At 66.6% G+C, this 16539-nt stretch carries 15 protein-coding genes; 10 read left to right on the forward strand and 5 right to left on the reverse strand.

The annotated features are described in order from the left end of the window. The 9 genes from ACM61V_RS09145 to ACM61V_RS09185 are packed head-to-tail and all read left to right on the forward strand — an operon-like array spanning nt 1 to nt 11571. Nucleotides 1–1515: an XrtA system polysaccharide chain length determinant gene (locus ACM61V_RS09145; protein ID WP_137785778.1), complete on the forward strand. Its 1515-nt coding sequence runs from the start codon at nt 1–3 to the stop codon at nt 1513–1515. Continuing rightward, nucleotides 1512–2507, forward strand: coding sequence for an AAA family ATPase (locus tag ACM61V_RS09150; protein WP_137785777.1), 996 nt, complete (start codon nt 1512–1514; stop codon nt 2505–2507). The genes ACM61V_RS09145 and ACM61V_RS09150 overlap by 4 nt, the downstream gene beginning before the upstream one ends. Further along, a complete protein-coding gene (locus ACM61V_RS09155; protein WP_249341434.1) occupies nt 2504–4111 on the forward strand; it encodes a hypothetical protein in 1608 nt (535 codons plus the stop codon). The genes ACM61V_RS09150 and ACM61V_RS09155 overlap by 4 nt, the downstream gene beginning before the upstream one ends. Before the next feature lie 33 nt (nt 4112–4144). Then, nucleotides 4145–5164: an ExeA family protein gene (locus ACM61V_RS09160; RefSeq protein ID WP_137785957.1), complete on the forward strand. Its 1020-nt coding sequence runs from the start codon at nt 4145–4147 to the stop codon at nt 5162–5164. 3 nt (nt 5165–5167) lie between these two features. Continuing rightward, on the forward strand, nt 5168–5998 hold the full coding sequence (locus tag ACM61V_RS09165) for an XrtA system polysaccharide deacetylase (protein WP_137785776.1): 831 nt from the start codon (nt 5168–5170) through the stop codon (nt 5996–5998). Then, the gene (locus ACM61V_RS09170) at nt 5995–6999 is read left to right on the forward strand and encodes a FemAB family XrtA/PEP-CTERM system-associated protein (RefSeq protein WP_137785775.1); all 1005 of its coding nucleotides are present in this window, start codon (nt 5995–5997) and stop codon (nt 6997–6999) included. Before ACM61V_RS09165 ends, ACM61V_RS09170 begins: the two co-directional genes overlap by 4 nt. Continuing rightward, on the forward strand, nt 6996–8162 hold the full coding sequence (locus ACM61V_RS09175; protein ID WP_419713955.1) for a TIGR03087 family PEP-CTERM/XrtA system glycosyltransferase: 1167 nt from the start codon (nt 6996–6998) through the stop codon (nt 8160–8162). The genes ACM61V_RS09170 and ACM61V_RS09175 overlap by 4 nt, the downstream gene beginning before the upstream one ends. Next, nucleotides 8159–9679 carry an exosortase A gene (gene xrtA, locus ACM61V_RS09180; RefSeq protein WP_419713956.1) on the forward strand — a complete coding sequence of 507 codons (1521 nt, stop codon included), beginning with the start codon at nt 8159–8161 and terminating at the stop codon, nt 9677–9679. The genes ACM61V_RS09175 and xrtA overlap by 4 nt, the downstream gene beginning before the upstream one ends. Next, nucleotides 9679–11571: an XrtA/PEP-CTERM system amidotransferase gene (locus ACM61V_RS09185; protein WP_419713957.1), complete on the forward strand. Its 1893-nt coding sequence runs from the start codon at nt 9679–9681 to the stop codon at nt 11569–11571. Before xrtA ends, ACM61V_RS09185 begins: the two co-directional genes overlap by 1 nt. A gap of 37 nt (nt 11572–11608) precedes the next feature. Here the strand turns inward: ACM61V_RS09185 and ACM61V_RS09190 are convergent, their stop codons facing one another. The 3 genes from ACM61V_RS09190 to ACM61V_RS09200 form a co-directional block, all read right to left on the reverse strand. Continuing rightward, a complete protein-coding gene (locus ACM61V_RS09190; protein ID WP_137785772.1) occupies nt 11609–12268 on the reverse strand; it encodes a PEPxxWA-CTERM sorting domain-containing protein in 660 nt (219 codons plus the stop codon). A gap of 137 nt (nt 12269–12405) precedes the next feature. Beyond that, complete coding sequence (locus tag ACM61V_RS09195; protein WP_137785771.1) at nt 12406–13485, reverse strand: 1,9-bis(guanidino)-5-aza-nonane synthase; 1080 nt, start codon at nt 13483–13485, stop codon at nt 12406–12408. A 107-nt stretch (nt 13486–13592) separates the two neighbouring features. Further along, nucleotides 13593–14825 (reverse strand): alanine racemase, encoded by a 1233-nt coding sequence (locus tag ACM61V_RS09200; RefSeq protein WP_137785770.1) that lies wholly within the window; start codon nt 14823–14825, stop codon nt 13593–13595. A 139-nt stretch (nt 14826–14964) separates the two neighbouring features. Here ACM61V_RS09200 and ACM61V_RS09205 point away from each other — a divergent pair, with 139 nt between their 5' ends. Further along, nucleotides 14965–15930 carry a threonine ammonia-lyase gene (locus tag ACM61V_RS09205; RefSeq protein WP_171007494.1) on the forward strand — a complete coding sequence of 322 codons (966 nt, stop codon included), beginning with the start codon at nt 14965–14967 and terminating at the stop codon, nt 15928–15930. 58 nt (nt 15931–15988) lie between these two features. Here the strand turns inward: ACM61V_RS09205 and ACM61V_RS09210 are convergent, their stop codons facing one another. Together ACM61V_RS09210 and ACM61V_RS09215 are read right to left on the reverse strand one after the other, a co-directional pair. Next, entirely contained in the window at nt 15989–16156 is a 168-nt protein-coding gene (locus ACM61V_RS09210; RefSeq protein WP_137785769.1) for a Flp family type IVb pilin, read from the reverse strand. 138 nt (nt 16157–16294) lie between these two features. Further along, the gene (locus tag ACM61V_RS09215) at nt 16295–16501 is read right to left on the reverse strand and encodes a Flp family type IVb pilin (RefSeq protein WP_137785768.1); all 207 of its coding nucleotides are present in this window, start codon (nt 16499–16501) and stop codon (nt 16295–16297) included. Nucleotides 16502–16539 lie beyond the last annotated feature (38 nt).

Below are 16539 nucleotides of genomic sequence, written 5' to 3' on the forward strand. Positions count from 1 at the left end.
GTGTCGGGATTGCTCGAAGAGATACGCATCGCCGCGCACATGATGTGGACCCGCCGCTGGCTTGCGCTGGCGGTGGCGTGGGGCATCTGCGTGATCGGCTGGCTGTTCGTCAGCCAGATACCGAGCCGCTATGAGAGCCACGCCCGCATTTTCGTGCAGGTGCGGCAGGTGTTGCCTACGGGCGCGAATGGCGGGGGCGCGGGCGATCAGGCGCGCGACATAGACACGGTGCGCCAGACGCTCACATCGGCGGTCAATCTCGAAAAGGTGGTGCGCGGCACCGATCTGGCGCAGGGTGCGACCACCGATCGCGCCGTCGCCGATCGGGTCGCGGGTTTGCAGAACGCGATCAAGATCACCGCGCAGCAGGACAATCTGTTCGAAATCGCCACCACCGCTTCTTCTCCGCGCACCGCGCGGCAGGTCACGCAGAAGCTGATCGACCTGTTTGTCGAGCAGAATTTGTCGGATGATCGCAGCCAGAGTTCGCAAACGCTGCAATTCCTCGATTCCCAGCTTCAGGCGCTTGGCGCGAAGCTGCAGGATTCGGAGGGCAAGCGCGCGGATTTCCAGAACCGCTATCTCGGGTCGCTGCCGGGCACCGGATCGGTGAGCGATCGCATCGGCGCGGCGCGTGCCCAGATGGGCCAGGTGGATAGCGATCTTGCCGCGGCGCAGGCGAACCTTGCCGCGCTCAACGGCCAGATGGCGGGCGTGCCGCGCAATGTTCCGGGTGCCGGGCCGGTGCCGGGAATGGGGCCGGCCCGCGCGCGGCTGGCGGCGATCCAGGGCCAGCTCGCCGATGCGCGAGCGCGCGGATATACCGACAACCACCCCGATGTCGTCGCCCTGCGCGCGCAACTCGCACAGGCACAGGCGGATGCCCGCAGCGAGCCGGCCGCCAGCGCCGCGACGGCTGACAACCCGGCGTTCCTCTCGCTCCAGTCGACGCGCGCGGATCGCCAGGCAGCGGTGACGGCGCTGCTGGTGCGCAAGCGCCAGCTGCAGGGTGATCTCGATACCTTGAATGCCAAGCTGGCGCAGGATCCGGCGGTCGCGGCGGAGCAGGGCGGGATCGATCGCAACTACAGCGTGCTCAAGGATCAGTACGACCAGCTTCTCGCCCAGCGCGAGCAGGTCGCGCTCCACAGCCAGGCGCAGACGCAGACCGATGCGGTGAAGTTCAGCGTGATCGATCCGCCGACCAGCCCACGCACGCCGACCGCTCCCAACCGCCCGCTGCTGTTGACGGGGGTGCTCGCTGCCGGCCTGCTTGGCGGGCTCGGCGCGGCCTTTGCGCTGGGGCAGGTGCAGGCGACATTCCCGACCGGGCAGCGGCTCGAAAAAGCCTCGGGCATGCCGGTGATCGGGTCGATCGGCGAGATGGTGACCCGCGTACAGGCAGAGGATCGCAGCAGAAAGCTGAAATGGCTGGCGGGGGGCACGGCGGCGCTGCTCGCGAGCTATGTGATCCTCCTGGGGGTCGAGATGCTGCAACGGGGGATGGCGGCATGACCAAGGCGCCCGTCTCCCGCGACGAATCGCTGATCGAGCGCGCCGCGCAGATCTATGATTTCGACGCGCAGTTCCGCGTGCGACGCGCCGCGTCGATCATCGCGCGGCCCGAAGGTGACGATCCGGCGCCGGCGCGCCTGCCGCCTGTCGAGGCGATGTCGCCGGAAGTGGCGGCGACGCTGGCGGCCATCCCGCTCGAACTGCGTGATTTCGCGGTATCTTCCGATGGTGAGGACGATCGGGGCGCGCCGGCGGGGATAGCGCATCTCGATCGCGCCATGCTCGCCGAGAAGGGCATGCTGGTGCCCGGCGCCCCGATCGGGGCGCTTGCGGAGGAATTCCGGCTGGTGAAGCGGCAGTTGCTGCTCAACGCGCGCGCCATCGCCGCCGGCACGCCGGAGCGCCGCGCGCGCACCGTATTGGTCGGATCGGGCAAGCCCGGCGAGGGCAAGACGTGGTGCGCGATCAATCTCGCGATCAGCCTCGCCGCCGAGAAGGACGTCGAGGTGCTGCTGGTCGATGCGGATTTCGCCAAGCCCGATGTGATGGCCTCGCTGGGGCTGGAGGATGCGACCGGGTTGCTCGATATCCTCGGCGATCATTCGATCGATCCGGAACTGTGCGTCATCAAAACCGATGTGCCGCAGCTGTCGTTGCTCCCGGCCGGCGCGCGCACGCATGCCGATACGGAGCTGCTGGCCAGCGCGCGCACCGCGCATGTCCTCGATCGCCTGCTCGCGGCCGACCCGCGCCGCATCATCGTGTTCGATTCGCCGCCCGCGCTCGCGGCGTCGCCCGCATCGGTGCTGGCGCTGCTGGTGGCGCAGGTGATGCTGGTGGTGCGCGCGGATCGCACGACCGAGCATGACGTGCGCGAAGCGGTGGCGCTGCTGGACGGCTGCGAACATATCAGTCTCGTGCTCAACGCCGTATCCTATGAGCCGCATCGCGGTCGGTTCGGCAGCTATTACGGTCAGGGGGACCGTCGATGAGGACAGTGATGTTCACCGCCGCGCTGGCGGGCGGGGCGCTCGCCGCCGCACCCGCGCTGGCCGATACGCGCTATGTCGCGCCCTATATCGAACTGGGGCAGGCGATCGGCGCCGATCTGACGCATGACGATGTGGTGACCTGGACGCAGGTGGCGGTCGGCGTGGATGCGGGCGTGTCCAACGGGCGGGCCGAAGGGCAGATCAGCGCGCGTTACGAGCGGCGCATCCCGTGGAACGGCTCACTGGCCGACGTGGACATGATTTCCGGTCTCGCGCGCGGCTCGGTGAAGCTGACGCCAAACTTCTCGATCGACGCGGGCGGCCTGGCGACGCGCACGCGTGCCGACATCAACGGCCCGGCGCCGGGGCTGTTCAGCGACAATTCCGCGAACGTCTCGAACGTCTATTCCGCCTATATCGGGCCGCAGTTCGCCGCCAATGCCGGGCCGGCTCAGGTGAGCGCCGCCTATCGCTTCGGCTACACGAAGGTCAGCGTTCCGGGTTTCTCCAGCCTCGCGCCCGGCGCACCGCGGCAGGATTATTTCGACGATTCCACCAGCCATCTCGCGATGGCCTCGATCGGGGTTGGCGCGGGCCGCATCGCGCCATTCGGCATCACGGTGAGCGGCGCGTTCGAGCGCGATTTCGCCAGCCAGCTTTCGCAGCGCTACGAGGGCGAGTTCGCCCGCGTCGACGTGATCCAGCCGGTCAGCCGCACCGTCGCGGTCCGCGCTGGGGTGGGCTATGAGAAGATCAGGGCGACTCAGCGCGATCCGCTGATCGACGGGAATGGCAATCCGGTGCTGGACGGGAATGGCCGGTTCGTCACCGATCCGAATTCACCGCGCCGGATCGCCTACAATACCGATGGCCTGATCTACGACGCGGGCGTGGTATGGCGCCCGTCGCCGCGGCTGGAGCTTCAGGCGAGTGCCGGCTATCGCTACGGCGGCGAGACGTACTTTGGCTCGCTCTCGTGGCGCCTGTCGCCCACCAGCGCGGTGCGCGCGGTCGTCTATGATGGCGTCACCACCTTCGGTCGTCAGCTTCGCGACGGCCTCTCGACACTGCCGACGAGCTTCCAGACGCAGAACGACGGCTTCGGCCAGCAGTTCGCCGGTTGTGTCTTTGCCGCGCAACCCGCGACCGGCGGGGCGGGCGGCTGCCTCAACAGCGCGTTCCAGTCGGTCAGCACCGCCGTCTATCGCACGCGCGGCATCGACGTGGTCTATAGCGAGACGCAGGGGCGCTCGCGCGTCGGGCTGGGCTTCGGCTATGCCAACCGCAGGCTTTATGCGCCGCCGGCCGCGCCGGGCATCGCCATCCTCGGCACCAACGATGAAAGCTATTACGCCCAGATATTCTACGCCCGCGCGCTTAGCCGCGTGTCGGAGGTCGATGCCAATCTGTTCGTGAACTATTACGACGGCGGTGTGCCGGGTGCGCAGGGCGTGCTTGGTGCGGGGTTGACGGGCAGTTACCAGCATCGCTTCGGCCGTCTGGGCACCATCGCGTCACTCGGCATCTACACCTATGATCAGCGCGGATTCGACAGCACCTGGTCCGCGCAGGGGCTCCTTGGCGCGAGGTATACGTTCCAGTGACGAGGCGGTGTGAAAGACAAGGGACATCGCAAGATGTATGAGGATCATTTCGGGTTGAGCGAGCGACCGTTCCAGCTCACGCCCGACCCGAAATACTGGTTCGACAGCGCCACGCATCGCAAGGCGATGGCGTATCTCGGCTATGGGCTGGCGCAGGGCGAGGGCTTCATCGTCATCACCGGCGATATCGGCGCGGGCAAGACGACGCTGGTGGGCCATCTCACCTCGCGCATCGATCCGGCGAACCTCAACGTGATCTCGCTCGTCTCCAGCGCGATCGAGGCGGACGATCTGCTGCGCATCGTGGCGAGCGGCCTGGGCGTCGCCGATGCGCCGCGCAACAAGGCGGAACTGCTCACCGTGATCGAGCGCGGGCTGAACGCCGTCGCGCGCACCGGGCGCCGCACGTTGTTGATCGTCGATGAGGCGCAGGCGCTGGATATCTCCGCGGTCGAAGAATTGCGGATGCTGTCCAATTTCCAGTCGGGCGGGCGGGCGCTGCTCCAGATTTTCCTGCTCGGCCAGCCCGAGTTCCGCGAACGGCTGCACGGTTCGCAAGCGCTGGAGCAATTGCGCCAGCGCGTGATCGCGATCCACCACCTCGATCCGATGGGGGAGGATGAGATCGCGGAATATGTCGGCCACCGCCTTCAGGTCGCCGGCTGGCAGGGAAAGCCCGATTTCGCCGAGGACGCGTTTCCCCTGCTTCACCGCATCACGAACGGGCTGCCGCGTCGTGTGAACCAGCTCATGGGCCGCGTCATGCTGCACGCCGCGATCGTCGGCGCGACGCTGATCGATGCGGCGCTCATCAACGATGTGCAGGCGGATGCGGTGCGTGATCTGCCGACCGCCTCGCCATCCGCCGCGACAGCGGCGATCACCGGCACGGACGCGGCGGCGCTGGCGCAACGCATCGCCGCGCTGGAGGCGCGGATCGAGGAGCAGGATGCGGCGCTGCGACGCGTGCTGACCTTGCTGGTCGACTGGGTGGAAAATGAGGTCGGCCCGCCGTCCTCGCGGCTGGAGGCGGTGCGCGGCGCCGCTGCCTGAGCCATGGCTGTGCTGAACGGCCTGTCGGTCGATATCGAGGAATGGTTCCAGGTCGGCGCGTTCGAGAAGACGATCGTTCGCGGCGATTGGGATGCGCTCCAATCGCGCGTCGAGCGCAACACCGGCATCGTGCTGGATCTCTTCGCGGAGGCAGCGGTGAAGGCGACGTTCTTCACCCTTGGCTGGGTCGCGGCGCGTCATCCCGCGCTGATCCGCCGCATCGTGGCGGAGGGGCATGAGCTGGCCAGCCACGGCTGGGATCACGCGCGCGTCTTCACGCTGGACGCGGCCGCCTTTCGCGATGATCTGCGCCGCACGCGCGCCACGCTGGAGGATGCCGGGGGCGTCGCCGTCACCGGCTATCGCGCGCCGAGCTTTTCGATCGACGCGCGCACGCCCTGGGCGCATCAGGTGCTGGCGGAGGAGGGCTATGCCTATTCCTCCAGCGTCGCGCCGATCGCGCACGATCATTATGGCTGGCGCGAAAGCCCGCGCTATGCCTGGCATCCGCTGAAGGACGCCGCGCTGGTCGAATTGCCGGTAACGGTCGCGCAGGTCGGCGGCCGCAGGCTGGCAACCGGCGGCGGCTTCTTTCGTCTCTTGCCCGCCGCGCTCACCGATTTCGCGGTGCGACAGGTCAACGCAGCCGGGCAGCCGGCGATCTTCTATTTTCATCCGTGGGAGGTCGATCCCGGCCAGCCGCGGGTCGCGAGCGCGCCGCTCCGCTCGAAATTGCGGCACTACAGCAGGCTTGGCGCGATGGCGGGCAAGCTGAGGGGGCTGGTCGGGCGTCACCAATGGGGGCGGATCGACGCGATCGCGGCAGGCCGATGAGCTGCGTCGTCGCGCGTCAGGCCGCGCGGTCGGATGATGCGGCGATCGCGGCATTCGTCCATGCGCAACCGGGGGCGACGCCGTTTCATCTCCCGGCCTGGAGCCGTGCGGTCGAGCGCGGCTGCGGCCAGCGCGCGCGTTATCTCGTGGCGCAGCGCGGCGACGCGATCGTCGGCCTGCTTCCGCTAACCGAGATGCGCTCGCCGCTGTTCGGCAATGCACTGGTCTCGGCCGGGTTTGCGGTCGATGGCGGATTGCTCGGCGAAGGGGCGGACGTTCTGATCGCGGCGGCGCGGTCGTTCGGCCTGCCGTCGATCGAATTGCGTGGCGGCCCGGCGCCCGATGGCTGGGCGATCGACGACACCACGTACCTCGGCTTCGTCCGCCCGCTCGCCAGTGACGATGATGCCGAACTCGCGGCGATTCCACGCAAGCAGCGCGCGGAAGTGCGCAGGGCGCTGGCGAACGATCTGCAAATCGCAAGCGGCGGCATCGAGTGCGCGGACGAGCATTATGCGGTCTATGCCGAATCGGTCCGCAATCTCGGCACCCCCGTATTCCCGCGCGCGCTATTCCGCGCGGTTCTGGAAACGATGGATGCCGACGTGGTGACCGTGCGCCACAAGGGGCGCCCCGTTGCCAGCGTTCTCAGCCTTTATCTCAACGATACGGTCTATCCTTACTGGGGTGGCGGCACCGTGGCGGCGAGAGACCTGCGCGCCAACGACCGAATGTATTTCGCGCTGATGTCGCACGCGCGCGCGCGCGGCTGCACCCGCTTCGATTTCGGCCGGTCGAAGGCGGGGACGGGCGCGGCGGCGTTCAAGCGGAACTGGGGCTTTGCGGGGGTGCCGCTGGTTTACGCGCGGTGGAGCGAGGGCGCGGCACGCGCGGTCAATCCGCTCAATCCGAAATATGCGCTGATGGTGCGGACGTGGCGGCGATTGCCATTGCCGCTCGCCAATCTGATCGGGCCATGGATCAGCCGGGGCCTGGGATGAGCGAGATATTGTTCCTGGCCCATCGCGTGCCGTTTCCGCCGGATCGCGGCGACAAGATCCGCAGCTTTCATGTGCTGCGTCATCTGGCGGCGCGCGCACGGGTGCATCTGGTGGCGTTCGCCGATGATCCGCGCGATCTGGCGCCCGCCCCGCCGCATCGCGCGCTGGTGGATGAATGCGTCATCGTCCCGCGCACCAAATCGCGGATCCGCGCGTCGGTAGAGGCGCTCGCGACCGCGCAGCCGGTGTCGCTGGCCGCCTTCGCGCATCCGCAGGTCGAACGCGCGGTGCGCGATATCCTCGCGCGGCGGCCGATCGACGCCATCTACGTCTTTTCCGGGCAGATGGCGCAGTATCTCCCCGTGTCCGGGCCGCGCACGATCATGGATTTCGTCGATCTCGATTCCGCGAAGTTCGCCGCCTACGCGCAGGATGCCGGCGGCGTGACGCGGCATATGATGCAACGCGAGGCCCGGTTGCTCGCCACGTTCGAGCGAGAGGTGGCGGGGCGTGTCGATGCCAGCCTGTTCGTGAGCGGTGCGGAGGCGGCGCTGCTGCCCGGCAGCCTCGCGGTCGAGAACGGCATCGATACCAAACGTTATGATCCCGCCGTGCCGCATGTGCCGGTGGTGGGGCAGGGGCCGCTGGTCGTCTTTACCGGGCAGATGGATTATCGGCCCAATATCGAGGCGGTATTGTGGTTCGCGCGCGAGATGCTGCCGCGCATCCCGGATGTGCGCTTCGCGATCGTCGGCCGCGCGCCGGATGCGGAGGTGCGCGCTCTGGCGCGCGATCGCGTGATCGTCACCGGCGAGGTGGCGGACGTGCGCGGCTGGCTTGCCGCGGCGAGCGTGGTGGTGGCGCCGCTGAAGCTCGCGCGCGGCGTGCAGAACAAGGTGCTGGAGGCGATGGCGATGGCCCGTCCGGTCGTCGCTTCCTCGGCGGCGGCGGAGGGCATCGATCATGACGGCACCATCCGCGTTGCAAGCGATGCCGATGCGTTCGTCGCGGCGGTGAATGCGCTGCTTACCGATCCGGCCGCCGCGCGCGCGCTGGGGGATGCCGCGCGCGCGCGGGTGATCGCCCGATACGATTGGGGCGCCGCGCTGGCGCCGCTCGATCGCCTGCTCGGCCTTTCGCCGGAGACGCGGGCGGCGGCATGATGCTGGCGCTCGCCCCAGCCGCCGCGCCGCGATCGGCCACGCCGGAATGGCGGCGATCATTGCTCGCGCTGGGATTGGTGACGGCGCTGATACTTGCGACCTTTCATCACGATCTGTTCCACCTCGTGTCGATCTGGTGGACCAGCACCACCTTCGGCCATTGCCTGTTCATCGGCCCGGTCATCGGCTGGCTGGTGTGGATCCGGCGGCGCGAGCTGGCGGCGTTGCAACCGCATGCCTGGTGGCCCGGGCTGGCGATCGTCGCGGCGGGCGGCTTCGGCTGGCTGGTCGGCGACGCGGCGGGTGTGGCGTTCGCGCGGCAATTCGGGCTGGTGATGATGCTGCAGGGCGCGGTCGTTACGCTGCTGGGCGCCAATGTCGCGCGCGGGCTGATGTTTCCCTTGTGCTACGCCCTGTTCCTCGTGCCGTTCGGCGAGATGCTGGAGCCGCCATTGCAGCGTGTGACGGTGGCGATCACCTTGCCGCTGCTCCATCTGGTCGGCGTGCCGGCGGTAGTCGACGGCGTGCTGATCCACGCCGGCCGCTATTACTTCGAGGTAGCGGAAGCCTGCTCCGGCGCTAAATTTGTTATCGCGATGCTCGCTTATGGCGTGCTGGTGGCCAACCTGTGCTTCACCGCGTGGCGGCGGCGGGCGATGTTTCTCATGGTCTGCATCATCGTACCGGTGATCGCCAACGGTGTCCGCGCATTCGGCACGATCTATGCCGCGAATCTCACATCGGTGGAGCGGGCGACGGGGTTCGATCACATCGTCTATGGCTGGTTGTTTTTCGGCGCGGTGATGGCCGTTGTGATGGCGATCGGCTGGCGGTGGTTCGATCGTGCGCCGGATGACCCCGCGTTCGATCCGGCCGCATTGTCGCACGCGTTCGGCCACAGGCTTGCGCTCGTTCCGGCGGCAGCGCTGGTATTGGCGACAGCGGGGCTGTTCGCGGGGTGGAGCGCCGCGATCGCTGCTCGCGCCGCGCCGCTTCCGGGCCGGATCACGCTTCCGCAGGTGCCGGGCTGGCAGCGCGCGCCGCTCAGCGTGGCGGCGCCGTGGCAACCTTATTATCCCGCTGCCGATCATTACCTTTTCGGCCGTTATGCAAACGGTGCCGGGGAGGTGGTGGACATGGCGGTCGCCGTCTTTGCGAGCCAGCGCGAAGGGCACAAGCTCGCCGCGTTCGGCACCGGCCCGCTGCGCGAGAATGATGTGTGGGTGCGCGTGTCGGACGAGCCGGCCGTGGCGGGCGGCAGCACGATGCGGATCACGGCGCCCGGCCCGGTGGAGCGGATGGTGGCGTCATGGTATCGCGCCGGCGGCATGGTCACCGGGGAAGAGACAATCGTGAAATTCGCCACGTTGAAGGCGCGGATGCTGGGCGGCGATCAGGCGGCGGTCGCGATTCATCTGTCGGCGGAGGGGCCGAACGCGCGCGCCGCGATCGAGCGCTTCCGTGCGGCGCTCGGCCCGATCGATGGGGTCGCCGATCGCGTGACGGCGCCGCGCTGATGTGCGGCATCGCCGGGCTCTACTATTCGGGTACGCCGAAGCCGGTTGATCCCGCCCGTGTGCGCGCGATGGCCGATGCGATGACACACCGCGGGCCGGATGGAGCTGGCGTGTGGACTGCGCCGGGCGTCGGTCTCGGCCATCGCCGGCTGTCGATCATTGATGTCGCGGGCTCGCCCCAGCCGATGGCGAGCGCAGACGGCGCGCTGACGATCAGCTTCAACGGCGAGATCTACAATTACCGCGAGCTTCGTCGCGAACTGGCCGCACGCGGCTGGGCCTTCCGCAGCGACGGGGATACCGAGGTGCTGCTCGCTGCCTGGGAGGCCTGGGGGCCGGCGATGCTCGATCGCCTGGTCGGCATGTTCGTCTTCGCGCTCCACGATGCGCGCGCGAACACGCTGTTCCTTGCGCGGGACCGGCTCGGCGTAAAGCCGCTTCACTATGCCGAACTGGCCGATGGGGCGCTGGCCTTTGCATCGGAATTGAAGGGGTTGCTCGCGCATCCGTTGGTGCGGCGCGTGCCGGATGTGCGCGCGGTCGAGGATTATCTGGCATTCGGCTATGTCCCGGATGATGCCTGCATCGTCGCCGGCGTGAAGAAGATGCCGGCGGGCCATTACCTGCTCGTCGAGCGCGGCAAGCCGGTGCCCGCCCCGCGCCGCTGGTGGGATATCTCCTTCGCCGATCGCGTGCCGGGCAACGCTGACGCGCTGGGGGCGCAATTGCTCGCGCACATGCGGGAGGGGGTTCGCTCGCGGATGGTGGCGGATGTGCCGCTAGGCGCTTTCCTGTCGGGCGGTGTCGATAGTTCCGCTGTCGTCGCGCTGATGGCAGAGGAGTCGCCGCACGCGGTGAAGACCTGCACGATCGGCTTCGACGCTTCCGACTATGACGAGCGTGCCCATGCGGCTGCCGTCGCCACGCGCTTCGCGACCGATCATCGCGAGCGGATCGTCGACGCGAATGATTTCGGCCTGATCGATACGCTCGCCCACGCTTTCGACGAGCCGTTCGCCGATGCGTCGGCGCTTGCGACGTGGCAGGTGTGCTCGCTGGCGCGGGAGCAGGTGACGGTCGCGCTGTCCGGCGACGGGGCTGATGAGGCGCTGGCCGGCTATCGTCGCTATCGGTTTCATGCCGCCGAGGAACGGGTGAGGGGGATGCTGCCGGCCGGGCTGCGCGCGGGCCTGTTCGGATCGCTGGGGCGGATGTATCCCAAGGCGGATTGGGCGCCCCGGCCGCTGCGCGCCAAGGCAACCCTGCTCGAGCTGGCGGCGGACGGGGGCGAGGCTTACGCCCGCGCCGTAGGCGTGACGACGCCCGAGTTGCGCGGCGCCTTGTTCAGCGACGTGGCGCGGCGCGCGCTGGCCGGTCATCGGGCGGAGGATCGCTATGTCATCGCGATGCGGGATGCACCTGCGCGTGACGGGCTGGATCGTGCGCAATATGCCGACATGAAGATCTGGCTGCCCGGCGATATCCTCACCAAGAGCGATCGCACCAGCATGGCGGTGAGCCTGGAGGTGCGAGAGCCGCTGCTCGATCACCGGCTGGTGGAATTCGCCGCCCGGCTGCCGGGCTCGATGCGGTTGCGGCACGGGCAGGGCAAATGGCTGATGAAGAGGGCGCTGGAGCGCTATTTGCCGCAGGATATACTCTATCGCCCGAAGATGGGCTTCGTCACGCCGGTCGGCGCGTGGTTTCGCGGCCCGCTGGCGGCGCAGGCGGCGGCGCTCGCCAGGTCACGCACGCTGTCCGATACCGGATGGTTCGATCTCGATCGCATCGCGCGGCTGGCGGAGGCGCACCGGGTCGGCCGTGAGGAACACGGCCGGACACTGTGGCAGTTCGTGATGCTGGAAAAAAGCCTGACGCGGCTGTTCGGCTGAGCGGAACGATATCCATCATTCCGCTCAGCCGATCGAATCAGGCGAACGACACCTTCGCCTTGCGATGGCGCATAGATCCGGCGATTCCGGCAAAACCGAAGATCAGCATGGCCCAGGTCGCCGGTTCGGGCACGGCGCCGCCCGCGACCACGGGCACGTAGGGAGCCTGATCGGTCACGGCGTTATTGCCGATGTTGATGTAGCCATTGACCAGGCTGTTGAAGCCGGGATTGCCCTGATTATCGAGCGCCACGACGGAAATACTGCCGCCCTGGATCTGCAACTGGTAATTCGCGCCCTGGAAGGCGAAATCGGAAATGTAGAAGAAGCCGTTGAAATTGCCGTTGTTATACTGAACGGCGGCCGGCGACGCTGCGTTGGCGGCGTTGAATGTCAACGGTCCGAAATTGAACGTGAACAGGTCCGCGGCGGGAATGTTTGCATAGTCCGGGAAACTGTTTCCGAAAACATTGACATAGCCCGAACCCGCGGCCGGAATAAGATTGTTGTCGAACACGAAGCTGCCGCTGAACGTCTGACCGGGAAAAAACCCGTTGCCGCTGAAGGGAGACTGGACGTTTGCGCCGCCCCCGAAAGTGCCGCCCGAGAAACTGGCTTTGGTATAGGTGTCGGCAAGGGCTGGCGTCGCGGCAGCAAGCGCGGCGATCGCGATGGATGGTGTCAACATGCGCAGCATTTCTATTCTCCCGGATCAGATTTATCAGTTTTACCTTCTGTCCCGGTAGTAGCTTTTGATTACAATATAAAGGTGAATGCCCGCCTGCCGACGGATGCCATCCCGTTTTGGAACAGCACCCGCCGGCTTTTGCCGGTTCAGGCGAAGAGCTTCGCCCAGCGGCGCTCCGGCCGATCCTTCCAGTGCCCGCGATGATAGGCGTCGGATGCGAGCAGCGGCATTACCGATCCGGCTTCGGCGAACACCATCTGTTCGATGCCGGTGTTCACCTTGCCCCAGCTCGCCGCCTCCTGCAGCGTTGAGGAGGAGCAGGCGCCGTCGCGCACATCGGCGACGGTGATCTGCACGGCGTATTTATGCACCTCGACATCCTCGTGGCCGAGGATTTCCGCGCACACCACGGTGTCCTGGATGAAATTCTTGGGCACGCCGCCGCCGATCATCAGCAGGCCGGTGGTACCGGCCTGGATCTTGATCTCGGTAAGTTCGCGGAAATCGGCCACCGCGTCGATCATCAGATAGGGCTTGCCGGCCCTGGCATTGTCCACTTGGTGCTTGACGAGGCCGAAGCCCGCCGACGAATCCACGAAAGCGGGGCAGAAGATCGGCACGTCATGCTCATAGGCGAGCTTGACGAGGCTGTTCTCCTTCTTGCCGTGCTCGGCGAGATACTTGCCCATCTCGCGGATGAAGGCCCGGCTCGAATATGCCTTCGGCTCCAGTTCGTTGGCGATCTTGTTGATCGTGAAGTCGCAATCCTGAAGCTGCTCCTCGTCGATATAGGTATCGTAGATGCGATCGATGTAGAGCGAGCGCAGCGTGTCGTCGTCGGGGATTTCCTGCGCCTGATAATGCTTGTGGCCGAGGCCTTCGAAGAAATCCATGTCCACGATCGTCGCCCCGGTGGCGACCACCACATCGACCATCTTGTTGCGGATCAGCTCCGCATACAGATCCATGCAGCCGCCCGCGGAGGTGGAGCCGGCGATCACGAGGCAGACGGTGCAATCCTTGTCCGCGAGCATCTCGTTGTAGATCTTGGTGGCGCGGCCGAGATCGCGGCTGGTGAAGCTCATATCGGCCATCGCGTCGACGATCGGGCGCGCGTCGAAGCTCTTGATGTCGATATGCTTCACCTGCTTCGAGAGCAGTTCCGCCTTGCGGGTGTCGTTGATCGGCGCGTTTGCCGCGGCGGTTTTGTTGAGTGTGTCGGTCATGGGAAACTCCCGCATGCGATACCGTCGTCATTGAAGGGGACGCGGAAACCCCAAGGGCGGCGGCGCGCCAAAAGCGCGCTGCCGCCCGAAACCCTGCCCTGCGGCTGTTACAGCGTTACGACGTTGTTCGCGACCTGCGGCTCGGCGAGCGTGTAGAGCGATACCATCGGCTCATCGAGCGCGACGATCGTCTCGTCCGATCCGAAGCCGTTGAACGCGGTGCGCATCGCCGCGCCATAGGCGCCGAGCATTCCGATCTCGATATAATCCCCGGCCTGCACGTCCGCCGGCAGCAGGAATGGCCCCGCCATATGATCCAGATCGTCACAGGTCGGGCCGTAGAAGGAGAACGGGTGATCGCGCACGGTCGATTCCGGCTCGCGCAGCAATATGACCGGAAAGCGCCAGCCGATATGCGCCGCGTCGAACAACGCGCCGTAAGCGCCGTCGTTGACATACAGCTCGTTGCCGCGACGCTTTTCCACGCGCACCACGACGGAGCTGTATTCGGCGCACAGCGCACGACCAGGCTCCGCCCACAGTTCCGCCGAATAGCTGATCGGCAGGCTTTCGAAGGCACGGTGAATCGTCTCGAAGAATCGCTCCAGCGGCGGCGGTTCCATTCCCGGATAGGAAGAGGGGAAACCCCCGCCCACATCCACCACGTCGACGGTGACCGCCGCATCGACGATCGCCTGCCGAACGCGTTCCATCGCCTCGGCATAGGCTTCCGGCGTCATCGCCTGGCTGCCGACATGGAAGCAGATGCCCAGCGCATCCGCCGCCTGCCGCGCTGCCATCAGCAGCGGCTTCGCTTCGTGCGCCGGCACGCCGAATTTCGATGCGAGGCTGAGCTTGGAATGTTCGGATGACACGCGCAGGCGCACGCACAGCGTGAGATCGCTTGCATTGCGGGTCGCGCGGGTGATCTTGTCCAGCTCTTCCAGGCTGTCCAGGCTGAATACGCGCACGCCATGCGTGAAATACGCCTCGGCGATCGCCTCCTCCGCCTTCACCGGATGCATGAAGCACAAGGTGGCATCGGGCGCGACACGGGCGACCAGCCGCACCTCGGCGATCGAGGCGACATCGAAATGCGTAATGCCGTTTTCGAACAGCGTTGCGATCAGCTCGGGGCTGGGGTTCGCCTTCACCGCATACATCGAGCGGCCCGGAAACTTCTCCGAAAAGAAGCGGGCGGCCCGCGCGGCGGCGTGCGGACGGATCAGCGTCACCGGCTGAACCGGCTTCCGCTTCGCAATGTCAATGGCTCCGCCGACGATGGTGGCGGAAACTATCGAGGGGGCAGCTAGCCCCAGCGCGCTATGATGCTGGTGCAACTCAAGGGACCTCCAATTGCCTTGCGGCGTCGAGCGAAAAAAGCTGCCTTGCGGTTGGAAGTCCCATGGGGCAGCGGACGGGCGAGTTAGGATCGCTGGCCCCGATTGTAAAGTGGATTTAGACAATGAGAGATCGATTGTGACGATTGTGCGACAGCCCACTCGGGCGGGGGTGCGCGATGCCGCCGCAAAGATCGCCGCGATCCTGCCGCCGACGCCGCTTTTCGTTCATGAAATCAATGGTGTGCCCGTTGCCTTCAAGGCCGAGTCGTTGCAGCCGATCGGCGCCTTCAAGATCCGCGGGGCATGGCACCGGCTGACGGCGCTGGATGCGGATTCGCGCGCGCGGGGGGTGGTGGCCTTTTCGTCCGGCAATCACGCGCAGGGAATCGCCTGGGCGGCACGGCGCCTCGGCATCGCCGCGACGATCGTGATGCCGGCCGATGCGCCGCGAGCGAAGCGCGAATCGACCCTCGCGCTGGGTGCGGAAGTGGTGGATTACGACCGCGCCACCGAAAGCCGCGAACTGATCGCCGCCCGCCTTGCCGAGGCGCGAGGCGCGACCTTGGTGCCCAGCTTCGATGATCCCTGGGTGATCGAGGGGCAGGGGAGCGCCGCGATCGAGGCTGTCAGGCAGATGGCGGAAGCAGGGCTGGGATCGCCTTCCCACGCGGTCATTCCGTGCGGGGGCGGGGGATTGGCGGCCGGGATCGCGCTCGCGCTGCCCGATGCGCGCATCACCATCGTGGAGCCGCAGGGGTGGGACGATATGGCGCGGAGCCTCGAGTCGAGCTGGATCGAGCCGGTCGGCCCCAATCCACCGCCGACTGCATGCGATGCGCTTCAGACGAAACAGGTGTCGTCGCTCACCTTCGACGTGCTGGCCCGCCGCGATGCGAAGGGGATCGCCGTCAGCGAGGAGGAGGTCGCGGCGGCGCAGCGCTGGGCGGCGGAGCGGTTGCGCCTGGTGGTCGAGCCGGGTGGCGCGGTGGCGCTGGCGGCGCTGCTGGCCGGGCGGGTCGCGGTCGAAGCCGGGATGCTCGTGATCCTCTCGGGCGGCAACGTCGATGTCGCGGCTTTCGGCGCGGTGCTTGCCCGCGGATAGAGAAAGGGCGACGAACCGATGGTTCGCCGCCCCTTCCGCTATTGAAGAACCTGAAGGATCAGGTGGCCTTCATGTTGCTCGACACGTTGTTGAACGTCGTCGTCAGCTTGTTGCCCAGCGCGCCCATCGCGCTGATGGCTGCAACGGCGATGAGCGCGGCGATCAGGCCGTATTCGATCGCGGTCGCGCCCTTCGAATTCTTCAGAAAGGTACGAATCTTCTGCATCTTCGATCTCCAGTGGTAGCCAAAGCTTCAGTCACCCGACTGGATCGAGGGTCCCCCTATCCAGTGAGCGAATCGATAGACTGGTCAGGTTGAGGAATGTTTAAGGACGGAATTTCTTTGCCGCCGGTCGCGGGCCGGTTATTGCGCGTTGACGACTTTCGACGCCACGTTGTTCCACATGCCGGTCGTCGTCGACGCGACTTCCACGATGCTGACGATCATCACCACCACGATCAGCGCGGCGATCAGGCCGTATTCGACCGCCGTCGCCCCGCGCCGGTCACGCCGCAGCCTCGCGCCGAACGCGCGAAATCCTGGCAGGCGAGATGGTCGCTGTCGGAACATGAGCCAAAAATGGCAGGACAGGTTTAACGAATTGTCGA

Source organism: Sphingomonas sp. TX0543 (assembly GCF_048565505.1).
In the GTDB taxonomy this organism is placed as follows: domain Bacteria; phylum Pseudomonadota; class Alphaproteobacteria; order Sphingomonadales; family Sphingomonadaceae; genus Sphingomonas.

Bases quoted from the DNA above. Each gene is read 5' to 3' on its own strand.
- ACM61V_RS09210 (WP_137785769.1), bottom strand. From the start codon at position 16,156: ATGCAGAAGATTCGTACCTTTCTGAAGAATTCGAAGGGCGCGACCGCG.
- ACM61V_RS09160 (WP_137785957.1), top strand. From the start codon at position 4,145: ATGTATGAGGATCATTTCGGGTTGAGCGAGCGACCGTTCCAGCTCACG.
- ACM61V_RS09155 (WP_249341434.1), top strand. From the start codon at position 2,504: ATGAGGACAGTGATGTTCACCGCCGCGCTGGCGGGCGGGGCGCTCGCC.
- ACM61V_RS09150 (WP_137785777.1), top strand. From the start codon at position 1,512: ATGACCAAGGCGCCCGTCTCCCGCGACGAATCGCTGATCGAGCGCGCC.
- ACM61V_RS09190 (WP_137785772.1), bottom strand. From the start codon at position 12,268: ATGCTGCGCATGTTGACACCATCCATCGCGATCGCCGCGCTTGCTGCC.
- ACM61V_RS09185 (WP_419713957.1), top strand. From the start codon at position 9,679: ATGTGCGGCATCGCCGGGCTCTACTATTCGGGTACGCCGAAGCCGGTT.
- ACM61V_RS09215 (WP_137785768.1), bottom strand. From the start codon at position 16,501: ATGTTCCGACAGCGACCATCTCGCCTGCCAGGATTTCGCGCGTTCGGC.
- ACM61V_RS09170 (WP_137785775.1), top strand. From the start codon at position 5,995: ATGAGCTGCGTCGTCGCGCGTCAGGCCGCGCGGTCGGATGATGCGGCG.
- ACM61V_RS09175 (WP_419713955.1), top strand. From the start codon at position 6,996: ATGAGCGAGATATTGTTCCTGGCCCATCGCGTGCCGTTTCCGCCGGAT.
- xrtA (WP_419713956.1), top strand. From the start codon at position 8,159: ATGATGCTGGCGCTCGCCCCAGCCGCCGCGCCGCGATCGGCCACGCCG.
- ACM61V_RS09195 (WP_137785771.1), bottom strand. From the start codon at position 13,485: ATGACCGACACACTCAACAAAACCGCCGCGGCAAACGCGCCGATCAAC.
- ACM61V_RS09165 (WP_137785776.1), top strand. From the start codon at position 5,168: ATGGCTGTGCTGAACGGCCTGTCGGTCGATATCGAGGAATGGTTCCAG.